We start from the raw sequence: 12,512 nt of genomic DNA on the forward strand, positions 1-12,512 counted from the left end.
AACGCCGGCGGGGCTGGATGTGCCAAACGCCGGCGGGGCCGGATCCGTCCTGCGGAAGGGCTACCAGCGGAGGATTCGGCTCATCCCGAAGTCGGATCTTCGGACTTTTCAGCGGGTGGGGGAGGGAAACGCCCTTTACCGTCGGAACCATGACGGAGCGGGCGCAGATCGAATCAGAGGGACCGGAGCCGGGCAGCGGCGGCGGCAACGCCGCCCCCGCCGGGACCGCCATCGACGCGGGGGCCGAGCTCGATCCCGTCCACCCGATGCGACCGCCCGCACCACGGTTCAAGCCGGCCGGGCTGACCGGCGCCGAAGTCGCCGAGCGCGTCGCCCGCGGAGCCGTCAACGACGTCCCCGTCCGCAGCAGCCGCTCCACGTCCGAGATCGTCCGCGCCAACGTCTTCACCCGCTTCAACGCCATCATCGGCGTCCTCTGGGTGATCATGTTCTTCGTCGCGCCGATCCAGGACAGCCTCTTCGGCTTCGTGATCATCGCGAACACCGGCATCGGCATCATCCAGGAGATGCGCGCCAAGAAGACCCTCGACGGCCTCGCCGTCATCGGCGAGGCCAAACCGAGCGTGCGCCGCGACGGCCGCACCGCCGAGATCTCCACCTCCGAGATCGTCCTCGACGACGTCATCGAGCTGGGCCCAGGCGACAAGGTCGTCGTCGACGGGCTCGTCGGCGAGGCCGAGGGCCTGGAGATCGACGAATCCCTCCTCACCGGCGAAGCCGACCCGGTCCTGAAGAAGCCCGGCGACCCGGTCATGTCCGGCTCGTTCGTCGTCGCCGGCGGCGGCGCGTTCACCGCCACCAAGGTCGGCCGCGAGGCCTACGCCGCCCAGCTCGCCGAGGAGGCCTCCCGGTTCACGCTCGTCCACTCCGAGCTGCGCTCCGGCATCTCCACCATCCTCAAGTACGTCACCTGGATGATGATCCCGACCTCCATCGGCCTGATCATCAGCCAGCTGATCGTCAAGGACAACAACCTCAAGGACGCCATCGCCCGCACCGTCGGCGGCATCGTCCCGATGATCCCCGAGGGCCTCGTCCTCCTCACCTCCGTCGCCTTCGCCATCGGCGTCATCCGGCTCGGCCGCAAGCAGTGCCTGGTGCAGGAGCTGCCCGCCATCGAGGGGCTCGCCCGCGTCGACGTGGTCTGCCTCGACAAGACCGGCACCCTCACCGAGGGCGGCATGGACGTCACCGAGTGCCGCCCGCTCGGCGGCGCGGACGCCGCGTACGTCAAGAAGGTGCTCGGCGCGCTCGGCGAGAGCGACCCGCGCCCCAACGCCAGCCTCCAGGCGATCATCGACGCCTACCCCGACAGCGCCGAGTGGCGCTGCACCGAATCGCTGCCCTTCTCCTCCGCCCGCAAGTACAGCGGCGCCAGCTTCAGCGAGGGCGACGGGGAGAACAACACCTGGCTGCTCGGCGCCCCCGACGTGCTGCTCCCGGCCGGGGACCCGGCCCTGGAGGAGATCAACGACCTCAACGAGCAGGGCCTACGGGTCCTCCTGCTGGGCCGGGCCGCCCGCGAACTCGACGACCCGGCCGTGGCCACCGGGGTCAGGCCGACGGCCCTCGTCGTCCTGGAGCAGCGGCTGCGCCCCGACGCCGCCGACACCCTGCGCTACTTCGAGGACCAGGACGTCAAGGCGAAGGTCATCTCCGGGGACAACGCCGTCTCGGTCGGCGCGGTCGCCGGGAAGCTGGGGCTGCCCGGCGCCGAGAACACCGTCGACGCGCGCAACCTCCCCACCGACCAGGGGGAGATGGCCGAGGTCCTCGACCGGAACGCCGTCTTCGGGCGGGTCACCCCGCAGCAGAAGCGCGACATGGTCGCCGCCCTCCAGTCCCGCGGCCACACGGTCGCGATGACCGGCGACGGGGTCAACGACGTGCTCGCGCTCAAGGACGCGGACATCGGCGTCTCGATGGGCTCCGGCTCGGAGGCCACCCGGGCCGTCGCGCAGATCGTCCTCCTCAACAACAGCTTCTCCACCCTGCCCTCCGTGGTCGCCGAGGGCCGCCGGGTCATCGGCAACATCACCCGCGTCGCCACGCTCTTCCTCACCAAGACGGTCTACTCGGTGCTACTGGCCGTCCTGGTGGTCTGCTCCCAGGTCGAGTACCCGTTCCTGCCGCGCCACCTGACGCTGCTGTCCACGCTGACCATCGGCATCCCGGCCTTCTTCCTGGCGCTGGCGCCGAACAAGGAGCGGGCCAAGCCGCACTTCGTGAAACGCGTGATGCGGTACGCGATCCCCGGCGGGGTCATCGCCGCCGTCGCCTGCTTCGTGACGTACGTGATCGCCCGCCACCACTACTCCGGCCCCGACGCCCTCAAGGCCGAGACCAGCGCCGCGACGCTCGCGCTGTTCCTGACCTCGATGTGGGTGCTGGCGATCATCGCCCGCCCCTACACCTGGTGGCGGGTCGGTCTGGTCGGCGCGATGGGCGGGGCGTTCCTGATCGTGCTTGTCGTGCCCTGGCTCCAGGAGTTCTTCCAGCTCAAGCTGGAGGGCGCCGTGATGCCGTGGACCGCCGTGGGCATCGCCGCGGCGGCGGCCGTCCTGATCGAGTTCACCTTCCGGTGGGTGGACCGCCGGTTCCCGGCGTAGTTTCACCCCCGCGGCTCACTCCCACGAGGGATCGGCAGGCCCATTCGACCCTCATGCTGCCAGGCCGAGGTCCTGCTCCCGCCGGGCCGCGATCCGGCCGCGCAGGCCCAGGATGGCCGCCGCGGCGAGCAGGCCGGCGACGAGGGCGCCCCACCACAGGGCCGCCGCGCCGGCCCCGGTGTAGAGGGCCACGCCGGCCGTGAGGGCCGAGAAGCGGGCGAAGCCCCAGGTCCAGCTGAAGGCGCCCTGGTAGCGGCCCCGGGCGTCGGCGGGGGCCAGGTCGGCCACCACCGAGGCGGCGATGCCGGCGACGGCCACCTCGCCGAGCGACCAGACGACCACCGAGACCACGTACCCGGTGACGGAGTCCGCGAGCCCGGTCAGCGCCACCCCGGCGGCGATCAGGGCGCCGCCCGCAGCCTGCACCGGCAGCTGCGGCAGTCCGGACAGGCGGGCCGATACGAACGGCTGCAGGGCCACCACCAGGACGGCGTTGACCGCCGCCAGGGCCCCGTACACGGCCGGCGAGAGTCCGCTGTCGCGGACGGCCAGCGGCAGCGCCACCTCGGTCAGGGAGTACACGAACAGCTGGATCCCGACCAGGGGGAGCAGCAGGAGCATCAGCCGGTCGCGCAGGACCACCCCGTAGCCCCGTCCCGAGGCCTTGGCCGGAGCGGTGCGGGCCGGCTCGCGCAGCCGGGTCGCGACCACGGTGGCGTAGACGAGGGCCGTACCGGCGTCGACGGCGAAGAGCAGCCAGTACCCGTGCGCGGCGAGGAATCCGCCGAGGACCCCGGCGACGGCCGTGCCGATGTTGACGCCCCAGCCGAACAGGGCGTACGCGCGCTGGCGCCAGCCGGTGTCCACGGAGTCGGCCAGCAGGGCGTAGGCGGCGGGCCCGACGGTGGCTCCGGCTGTGCTGAGCAGCAGCGCGGAGGCGGCCATCGTCCAGATGCCCGGGGCCAGGAACAGGGCGCCCTGGGCGACGGCGGAGCCGAGGAGCCCGATCAGCATGGTGGGGCGGCGGCCGATCCGGTCGGCGAGCAGTCCGCCGAGGGCCGGGCCGAGCAGGTTGCCGGCGCCCAGCGCGCCGAGCACGAAGGAGATGTCGGATCCGGTGATGCCCCGGTCGGCGAGGAGGAAGACCAGGAACGGGGTGACGAGGTAGCCGAGCCGGTTGACGACCGTACCGGCGAAGAGGGTCCAGACGAGGGGCGGCAGACCGCGGAAGGAGGAGGGCATGGCAGGAGCCTGGGCCCGGACGGCCGCCGGTCCTATTGATTAAGGTGGGGCCGAATTCAATGGGCGCCGACGGGGGTACGCAGGGCCATGGAATACGAACTGAACTTCTCCGCGGCCGATGTGGCGCAGACCCGCTTCGCGGTGTCCCCGATGTGGGAGGTCGTCACCAGCTTCCGGCTGCTGCACGCGGAGACCGATCCGCCGCTGCACCGCCGCTGGGCGGCGCAGGTGCGGCCCCGGCTGAAGAGCGCCGGCCTGGACCGGGGCTGGCTCGCCGCCCTGATCCCGGGTGGCGGCTACCTCGCGGACTTCCTCAACCCGACCCCGGCCGGCCCCTTCCCGGACCTGGCCGACGAGCTGGCGGCCATCCGCGGCAGCAGCCCGGAGAACGTACGCACCGACCTGGACACGATCACGGTCAAGCACCGCCCGGCGGACCGCCAGGCAGCCCGCCTGAGGCTGCTGTACGAGGACCCCGGGACCGTCATGGAGAAGGTCACCGACGAGATCCAGACCTACTGGGAACTCGCGCTCGCGCCCTACTGGCCCCGGATCCACCAGCTCCTGGAAGCCGACGTGTTCCACCGGGCCCGGCAGGTCGCCGAGCACGGCTCCGCGCACGTCCTCAACGAGCTCCACTCCACCGTCAGCTGGGACTCCGGAACCCTGCGCATGGTCCGCACGCACTGCGCGCTGACCCGCGACGAGATCGGCCCCGGGCTGCTGCTCGTGCCCTCCGCCTTCGCCTGGCCCCGGGTCCTGACCCGCTCGGTGATCCCCGAACCGCTCCACATGGCCTATCCCGCCCGGGGGATCGGCACCCTGTGGGAGCCCCGCGCCACCAAGGCCACCGACGCGGTGGCCGCCGTACTGGGCCGCTCCCGGACCCTGCTCCTCGCCGAACTCGACACCCCGGCCTCCACCACCCAACTCGCCCTGCACAGCGGCCTGTCCGCCGCCGCGGTCTCCCAGCACCTGACGGCCCTGCGCGACGCGGGCCTGGTCACCGGGCACCGCGCCGGCCGCTCGGTCCTGTACGCCCGAACGGCCATCGCGGACGCGCTGCTCACGCCGGCGGGCTGAGCGGGGCCGCGGGGGCCCCGCTCAGGGTGCTACGGGGTGACGAGGACCTCGTCCTCACGGCTGTAGGGGGAGTTGAAGTGGGTCGTGTCGGGGGTGTCCGCCAAGAACCGGGCCTTCCAGACCCCGCTCTCCCTGGCGGTGAAGGTCCGGCTGAAGGCGCCACCGGCGGTGCTCGTCGAGGACCCCATGGACTTCCAGTAGGTGGCCCCGGTCGCACGGAACCAGTACTCGACGCGCCCGCCAGCGTAGGGCTTCCACGTCGGGACCGCCTGGGTGAGCTTGCCGCTGACCGTGATCGGCTTGCCCTTCTTGACCGGCTCGGGCGCGGCGTTGAAGTCCGTGACGGCCGTCTCGGTCCGCCGGGGGATCGCGATGGCGGCCGGTTCGGGGGCGTGGATGTCGGGGGAGCCCGAGTACCGCAGCCGGACGAAGCCCGTGCCCGGGTTGGAGAACGTCGTCTCCGCGGCGTCCGCGCCGTTGGAGCCCGGCCTCGTGGTGACGCCCAGGTCCGTGCGCGTGGTCCAGCCGGTCTTGCCGTCGGCGGAGGTCTGGACGTCCATCCTCAGTCCCGTGACCCCGGCCGGGAGCTCACCCCAGTTGAACCAGGACTTGACCGTCAGTTTCCGTGCGCTGTCGATCGTGGCGCTGAGGTGGGACGTGAGGAAACCGGGCGTGGTGTCCACCGAGAGGGTCGCCGGGTCGGCGTCCAGCCAGGGCGTCAGGCTCTCGGCCTTCCACACGAAGTCCCCGGCGAACCGGCCGAGCGCGGTGAACCGGCCGGCGTCGTCCGTCGTGCCCGTGCCCCCGTAGAAGCCCAGATTGACCGGGGCTCCGGCGGGCACCGGCTTCCACGCGCCGTCGGGGGCCTTCCAGGTGACGGTGCCGCTGACCTTGGACTCCGTTCCGAAGGCGCCCGTCAGGTTCGGGGAGTCCAGCGCGATGCGCGCCTTCACGGGCGTCACCGGGACGCCGAGGACCGCGTCGTTCGAGATGCCCGGCAGTGCGGCGGTGAAGCGGACGTCCGCCTTGTCGTTGCCCGGCTCCGCGCTGCCCGCGGCCCCGGAGACCGTGAGCCTGGACTGGAAGTGCCCCTTGGCGTCCGCTGTCAGCGGGGTGGTGACGGTCCCCGTCGTGGCCGTGAACGCGCCGGTGAACGGCTTGGTCGTACGGGTGCGGGGGTCATAGGCCTTGATGTCGCCCGAGACCACGGTGTCCCGGGACGTGAAGGACACTCCGTTCGCGGCCTTCAGGTTCTCGAAGTACGGCCGGACGCGGTAGTTCAGGGTGGCCCGGTCCTTGTGCAGGACGGTCTCGCCCAGGGTGCCGGTGTACTGCACGTCGACGCTGTACTCGCCGAGCTCCGGGAGCTTCGGGACCTCGGCCTTGAGGGGGTACGGAAGGATGTCCCCGCAGGACGGCTCGCAGATGTCCTCGTCCTTGACGTAAGGGGTGAAGGAGGTGAGCGTGGCGACCGGCGCGGTGCCGCCCTTCCTGCGCAGGATCACCTTCAGGCCCTTGGGCTTCTCCAGCGTGTCGAAGAACACGAAGACCTGCTCGTTCCCCGTACTCGTGCTGAACCCCTTCGCGTAGGGGTCGGCGGCCTGGGCGGCCGTGGGTACGGCGAGCACGGCCGCCATGGCCGTCATCGTGCAGAGCGCAGCGCTGATGCGCTTGTTCATGTATCCCCCCTGGGAATTCGTGCAACGAACACCCAAGGGGACTGCCCGCGCCACCCGATGGTTGTACGGGTGGACGCACGGATCGGGCCGAAAGGGGACGAGCTAGTCGAACCAGCGGTCCCGCGCCAGCTCCGCCGTCCGCGACGGGTCCTCCAGCAGGGCCGCCACCTCGAAGCGGCGCGGCCACTGGCCGGCCGCCCAGGCGAGGGCCGCCGCGACGCCCTCCAGGGTGGAGGCGTGCAGGGTGCCGTCCGGGGTGCGGCGCCAGTCGAGCTCGATGCCGCCCGCCTGGAGTTCCTCGTGCTCCACGTAGCTCTTCGGGGTGGCCGGGCCCAGGAGCTGGTGCACGGATTCGGGGACCTCGTGCTCCTCGCCCTCGGTGGTCACCTCCGCCGGGACCGTCTCCGAGAGGCGCCGGACCTGGAACAGCTCCGCCAGGTCGGCGGCCCGCGACGGGGCCACCGGCAGCAGCGGGAGTCCGGCCGTCAGGGGGAGCAGGTCGGGGGCGTCCGCGATCAGCGCCTCGGCCGCGTCCACCACGACGACCTCGCCGTCCACGACCGCGCGCAGCTCATCGGGGAGGGTGACCTGCTCGGGGTCCAGGTCCGCCAACGCCCCGTACAGGGCGTGAAGTTGGCGTCCGCCGATCTCCCGGTCCGGGTCGGCGAGGCGGCCGAGCAGTTCGGCGGCGCCGCCCGGCTCCTCCAGCAGGGCGGGCACGGTGGTGCGTACGCCCAGGGCCCGCAGGACCTGCTCGTCCTCGAAGCCGGTGGCGTCCGCCGGGGTGTAGAGGCCCGCCAGCAGCGGGTCGCCGCCCGCCGAGCGCAGGCCGGCCGGGCGGCGGCCGTCCAGCACCGGGTGGTCGCGCAGCCACCAGGCGGTGTACGGGCGCACGGACCGGGTGGTGCCGTCCGGGAGCAGGACCCGCACGGGCTGGGTCAGGGCGTCCCGGAAGGGCGGCTGCGCCAGCATGGCCAGGGCCTGGGGCCAGCAGTCGTCGTCGACCAGGTCGAGGTCCCGTACGGCGACCAGCTCGGTGGCGACCGGCGGCACGGGGGTGTCGGGGAGCTGGTCGAGGAGGTCCTCGCACCACACGTCGACGGCGTCGAGCAGACCGGCGTCATCGGGCTCGGCGAAGTCCCCGTCGCGGGGCTCCAGTTCGTCGGGGTCCAGGACCACGTCGGTGGCGCGGACCAGCTGGAAGGCGGCCAGCACGCCCACGGCGGTGAGGGTCCGCTCGTCCCAGCGCTCCACCAACTCGGCGTCCACGTACGGGATCTCGTCCTCGCGGACCACGGAGGCCAGCGCGGAGCCGGGCAGCAGCAGCTCCCCGGCCGGGGTCGGCTCGCCGTCCTCGTCGGGCAGGGCGAGCGCGCCCAGCCACGGCTCGTCGCCGGGGGAGAGCTCGGCGTCCTGGACCAGGCCGAGGACGATGTCGGCCAGCTCCTCGGGGTCGAGGGCGTCCTCGTCCCAGATCTCCCCGGAGTCCAGGGAGGCCGCGACGGCCGCCCGCACCTGCGGGGTGGTCAGCACGGCCCGCGGGCTCGCCGGGAGCGCGCCGAGCTTCTCCAGCAGCGGGTGCACCGCGTCGGGGTGGGCCACCTTCAGGCCGAGCCGGGCCAGGCTCTCGGGGCTGCCCGAACGGGGGCCGTCCGACCGCGAGGCGTCCGACCGCATGCCGTCCGACCGCGAGGTGTCGGCGCCGGGCAGCAGCAGGTGCCGGGGGCCGATCGCGGTGCGTCCGTCGGCCAGCGGCACCGGGAGGCCGGAGAGCCGGTCCGGGTCGACCCCGGCGAGGCTGTCGTAGAGCCGGTACCACCACTCGGGGGTCCGCTCGATGCCCGCGATCCGCTCGATGGCCTCGCCCAGCGGCAGTCGGCCCACGCCCAGGGTGCGCAGTTCGGGGCGGCGCTCCAGCCCGGCCGGGAGCAGGGTCGGCAGCACCTCCGCGAGGACCCGTACGGTATCGGCGCCCGCACCCTCCACCACCTCGGCCTCGAAGGGGCGCAGGGCGGCCCGCTCCGCGGGTTCCCCCTCGGCGGGCGCCTCGGCGGGGGCGGCGGGGGCGAGGAAGGCGGTGCGGGGCAGGCGTGCGATGACGGCGGCGCGCAGGGCCCCGTCGAGCTCGCCCTTGCCGAGCGGGCCGGGTACGAGGTCCACGAGCGCGGTGCTCACCGGCTCCCAGGAGCCCAGGAGTTCGGCGTACGCGTCGGCGGCGCGCTCCACGAGGAAGTCGGTCAGCGGCCCGGGCGCGGGGTGCCGGCGGGTGGTGTCCAGCGGCAGGGTCGCGATGAGCAGCGCGGGGATGCCGAGCGGTTCGTCGGTCGGGGTCGGCGCGTGCACCACGGCGGCGGTCGCCGGGCGCACCGGGGCGCCTTCGGCGTCGACGGGCACCGACCAGGACACCGCCCAGACGGGCCGCAGCCGTTCCTCGACGGGCCGGTCGGCGAGCAGCGCCTTCTCGATGGGGCCGGAGTGACGCACGGTGCGCCAGCGCCTGGGGCCGGACGCGGTGTCCGAGGCGGAGTCGGTGATGACGGTGTACGGGCCTTCGGCGCGGCGGGTCAGCGTCCGCACGCCCCCGGCAGGGGTGTCGACGACCACCTCGGCGAGGCCCGGCAGGGTCAGCAGCAGGGCGTCGTCCACGGCGGCCAGCAGCCGCCCGGCCAGCTCCTCGGCGGCGGCGTCGCGCAGCGGGAGCACCACGACGGTGTCGTAGCCCTCGGGCGCGGTTCCCTCGGCGGGCAGCGGGAGGCGCAGCAGCGGGACGTGGCCGTCGCGGCGGCGCAGTTCCTCGCCGAGCCCGGAGCTGCCGACGGAGGCCCCCCGGGCCAGCTCCCGGGACTCGGCCAGGGACCAGCGGACCCCGCCGTGCCGGCCGAGGACGGCGGGCTCGTCGGAGACGGCCAGGACGGCGGCGAAGCCGACGCCGAAGCGGCCCACGCTCCCGGAGGAGTCGTCGCGCTTGGCGGAGGCGCGCAGCGTGGACAGCGACTCCACGCCGGTGGCGTCCAGCGGGGAGCCGGTGTTGGAGACGGCGAGCACCGCGTGCCCGTCGGGCTGGTCGGTGCCGGCGTGCAGGGTGAGCCGCAGCCGGCCGGGGACCCCGGCGCGGGCGGCCGCGTCGGCGGCGTTCTGCGCGAGCTCGACGACGAGCCGGTCGCGGTAGCCGCCGAGCGCCAGGTCCTCCTCGGCGTTGGCGTCCTCGCGGAAGCGGGCCGGGCCCGCCCCCCAGGCGTCGAGCACCCCGCGTCGCAGCCGGGCCGTGCCGAAGGGGTCCACGCCGTCCTGGGCCGCCGTCACTCGCACGCTCACGCTGCTGCCTCCAAGCTGTACTGCGCTCAACTGCGCTGTACGGCGTCCGGGAAACGCCGGACGCCGAGGCCCTGAAGGTATCGCGTACGCCGAGCGGCTCCGCAAACGAACCGGCGTCAGGCAGACTTCAGGAGTCGGTATCGGACAGCTATTTGTGAGGATTGCGCATGATCACGCTCACCAAGGAAGACGGCCCCGCGGACCTGGGCGGCGTAACCCACCTGTCCATCGGTGTCTCGTGGGACCCCACCGTGGGCAGCAGCGGCGGCCTGATGGGCAAGTTCAAGCGGAAGATCGGGACCGACCTGGACCTGATCGCGATCGCCATGCAGGGCTCGGACCCGGTCCGGCTCGCGGGTCTCGACTCGCTGGACCCCATGGGCAACGGCTCGCTGCTGCACAGCGGGGACAACCAGACCGGCCACGGCGAGGGCGACGACGAGACGGTGACCGTCGAGTTCGCCCGGATACCGGGCAACGTCACGTCCATCGTCTTCGTCGCCGCCGCGTACAAGAAGGGCAGCTCCTTCCAGAGCGCCCGCAACATCAGCTTCAAGGTGTACGACGGCACGGGCGGCAGCACCCAGCAGGTCGCCGACATCTGGCCGAGCCTGCTCGGCACGGACAACGGCTGCGCCGTGGCCAAGGCCATCCGGGACGGGGCCGGCTGGAAGCTCCAGGTCATCAACGAGACCGGGAAGATCAAGCCGGGCGACGAGCAGGCCCTGATGCGGTTCGCCGTGGCGAAGTAGCCGCCGCCAGCCGCCGCCAGCCGCCGCCAGCCGCTTCGCGCGGCCGGGCGGTGGGCTATTCCTTGCCGACGAGGTGCGCGAAGACCACGACGTTGGCGTCCCAGTGGCGGTCCTTGGTGAGGTTGCCGCCGCAGGTGATGACCCGGAGTTCCGCCTTGCCGTGGGTGTCCCCGTAGACCTTGTCGGTCGGGAACTGGTCCTTCTTGAAGGTGTCGACCTCGTCGACGGCGAAGACGGCGGTGGAGCCGTCGTCGCGGTGGACCTCGATCTTCTCGTCCTTCTTCAGCTTCTTGAGGTTGTAGAAGACGGCCTCGGGCGCCTGGGGGGTGTCCATGTGCCCGACGATGGCGGCCGCGCCCTTCTCCCCGGGGGTCGGGCCCTCCTTGTACCAGGCTGCGTCCTTGGGCTTGGCGAAGTCGGGCTCCTGCATGGTGCCCTGGGCGTCGAGTCCGACCGTGTCGAGCGGGGCGTCGATCTTGATGTCCGGGATCACGATGCGGTCCGGGACGGAGGCGCTCAGCACCGAGGCGTTCTTCGCGTCGGCCGGGTCGTTCTTGGCCGCGCCGGAGTCACCGCCGGAGCCGCAGGACGTGATCAGGAAGGCCGTGAGGCCGGCGGCGCCCGCCAGGGCGGCCACGCGCAGGGCGCGGCCGCTCCGGCGAGGGGCGCGTGCGGGGGCGGACTGCTCAGCCATGGGTCGCGGCATCCGAGGGGACCCAGCCGAGCGGGGCCTGGCCGGTGTTCACGGAACCCTTGGGGGTCTTGTGGTGGCTCGGGTCGACCGGGGTCGGCTTCGGCTTCGGGGTGACCGGGCCGGTGGCGTCGGTGGAGAACTTGACGGTGTCGAACTTCTTGCCGCCCGCGAAGGCGTCGACGCCGTAGTAGCCGGACTTGACGTCCTTGGCGACGACCGCGGTGCCGGTCCAGACGCCCTTGCCGTCGTTCTTCAGGTTGACCTGGCCGCCGAAGGCGTCGGACTTGATGAAGGCGCTCTTCTCGTTCGGCGCCGTCTTGATGGTGACCTGGATCTTCTCGCCGGGCTTGCCGTTGTCCTTGGACAGGCTCAGCGTGGAGGTGGTCGGCGTCGGGGCGGGCTTGCCGTCCTTGACCGTGAGCTGGGCGGTGGCCTGGATCTTCTTGCCGTCGGGGCCCGTGCCGGTGAGGGAGACGCCGTAGTTGCCGTCGGCGACCTTGGCGATCGTGGCGGTGGCGCCGCGCCCGTCGGTCATCTTGACGTCGTTCAGGGCCTTGGAGGAGATCGACAGGTTCGTCGAGCCGTCCGGGATCTCCATCGACATCTGGATGGAGTCGCCCGGCTTGCCGGAGGAGACCGACAGCTTCAGGGCCACCGGGGCGGAGACCGTGCCGGTGGCGGGGCTGCTCGACGCGGTCGGCGTGGAGTCGGCGGCGAACGCGGCGGTCGGGACTGCCAGGGCCATAGACGAGGCGAGGGCGATCGCCGAGAAGGTAAGTGCCTTGCGCATGGGATTCCTCCTGAACGGGCCGGGGTTCTTTCCCGGCACACCAGACATGAGGGACATCCTGGGGTGGTTGGTTGCGCCCCTCCGGGAGGCCGGGAGAGACCCCTGCCGAAGGTCCCGCGGTATGAAACCGCAGGCGGAGGAGGGGGTGGGGATCTTCCGTTTGCGGACTCTTTGCCCCGATTTTTGGGACCAAGGTCCCGGGGTTCGGGGGTGGGCGGCGGGTCACGGTCTTCAGGGCTCGTTCAGGACTGGCTCAGGGTCCCTTCAGCACGGGTCCGGGCAATGTGCAGCCCCCGGTGACGAGATGTCACCGGGGGCTGGGGGGCG

Annotated in this window: 8 protein-coding genes; 3 read left to right on the forward strand and 5 right to left on the reverse strand. The window is 72.6% G+C overall.

The genetic code is table 11. The features are described from left to right. The first annotated feature begins 149 nt into the window (after nt 1-149). On the forward strand, nt 150-2,630 hold the full coding sequence (locus ACFWNV_RS10320) for an HAD-IC family P-type ATPase (RefSeq protein ID WP_383943481.1): 2,481 nt from the start codon (nt 150-152) through the stop codon (nt 2,628-2,630). A 51-nt stretch (nt 2,631-2,681) separates the two neighbouring features. Here the strand turns inward: ACFWNV_RS10320 and ACFWNV_RS10325 are convergent, their stop codons facing one another. Then, the gene (locus ACFWNV_RS10325; RefSeq protein ID WP_383943484.1) at nt 2,682-3,872 is read right to left on the reverse strand and encodes an MFS transporter; all 1,191 of its coding nucleotides are present in this window, start codon (nt 3,870-3,872) and stop codon (nt 2,682-2,684) included. Between the two features lie 87 nt (nt 3,873-3,959). Between ACFWNV_RS10325 and ACFWNV_RS10330 the strand changes: the two genes are divergently transcribed. Beyond that, complete coding sequence (locus ACFWNV_RS10330; RefSeq protein ID WP_383943487.1) at nt 3,960-4,955, forward strand: DUF5937 family protein; 996 nt, start codon at nt 3,960-3,962, stop codon at nt 4,953-4,955. A 29-nt stretch (nt 4,956-4,984) separates the two neighbouring features. On the opposite strand, the gene ACFWNV_RS10335 is transcribed toward ACFWNV_RS10330, so the two are convergent. Both ACFWNV_RS10335 and ACFWNV_RS10340 read right to left on the reverse strand, forming a co-directional pair. Then, on the reverse strand, nt 4,985-6,634 hold the full coding sequence (locus ACFWNV_RS10335) for a hypothetical protein (protein ID WP_383943489.1): 1,650 nt from the start codon (nt 6,632-6,634) through the stop codon (nt 4,985-4,987). Nucleotides 6,635-6,736: 102 nt separating this feature from the next. Next, complete coding sequence (locus tag ACFWNV_RS10340; protein ID WP_383943492.1) at nt 6,737-9,949, reverse strand: sacsin N-terminal ATP-binding-like domain-containing protein; 3,213 nt, start codon at nt 9,947-9,949, stop codon at nt 6,737-6,739. A 167-nt stretch (nt 9,950-10,116) separates the two neighbouring features. Here ACFWNV_RS10340 and ACFWNV_RS10345 point away from each other — a divergent pair, with 167 nt between their 5' ends. After that, on the forward strand, nt 10,117-10,701 hold the full coding sequence (locus ACFWNV_RS10345) for a TerD family protein (RefSeq protein ID WP_383943495.1): 585 nt from the start codon (nt 10,117-10,119) through the stop codon (nt 10,699-10,701). 55 nt (nt 10,702-10,756) lie between these two features. Here the strand turns inward: ACFWNV_RS10345 and ACFWNV_RS10350 are convergent, their stop codons facing one another. Both ACFWNV_RS10350 and ACFWNV_RS10355 read right to left on the reverse strand, forming a co-directional pair. Then, nucleotides 10,757-11,395 (reverse strand): class F sortase, encoded by a 639-nt coding sequence (locus ACFWNV_RS10350; protein WP_383943498.1) that lies wholly within the window; start codon nt 11,393-11,395, stop codon nt 10,757-10,759. Beyond that, the gene (locus tag ACFWNV_RS10355; RefSeq protein WP_383943501.1) at nt 11,388-12,185 is read right to left on the reverse strand and encodes a hypothetical protein; all 798 of its coding nucleotides are present in this window, start codon (nt 12,183-12,185) and stop codon (nt 11,388-11,390) included. Before ACFWNV_RS10355 ends, ACFWNV_RS10350 begins: the two co-directional genes overlap by 8 nt. Nucleotides 12,186-12,512 lie beyond the last annotated feature (327 nt).

Source organism: Streptomyces sp. NPDC058401, from assembly GCF_042722885.1.
Taxonomy (GTDB): domain Bacteria; phylum Actinomycetota; class Actinomycetes; order Streptomycetales; family Streptomycetaceae; genus Streptomyces.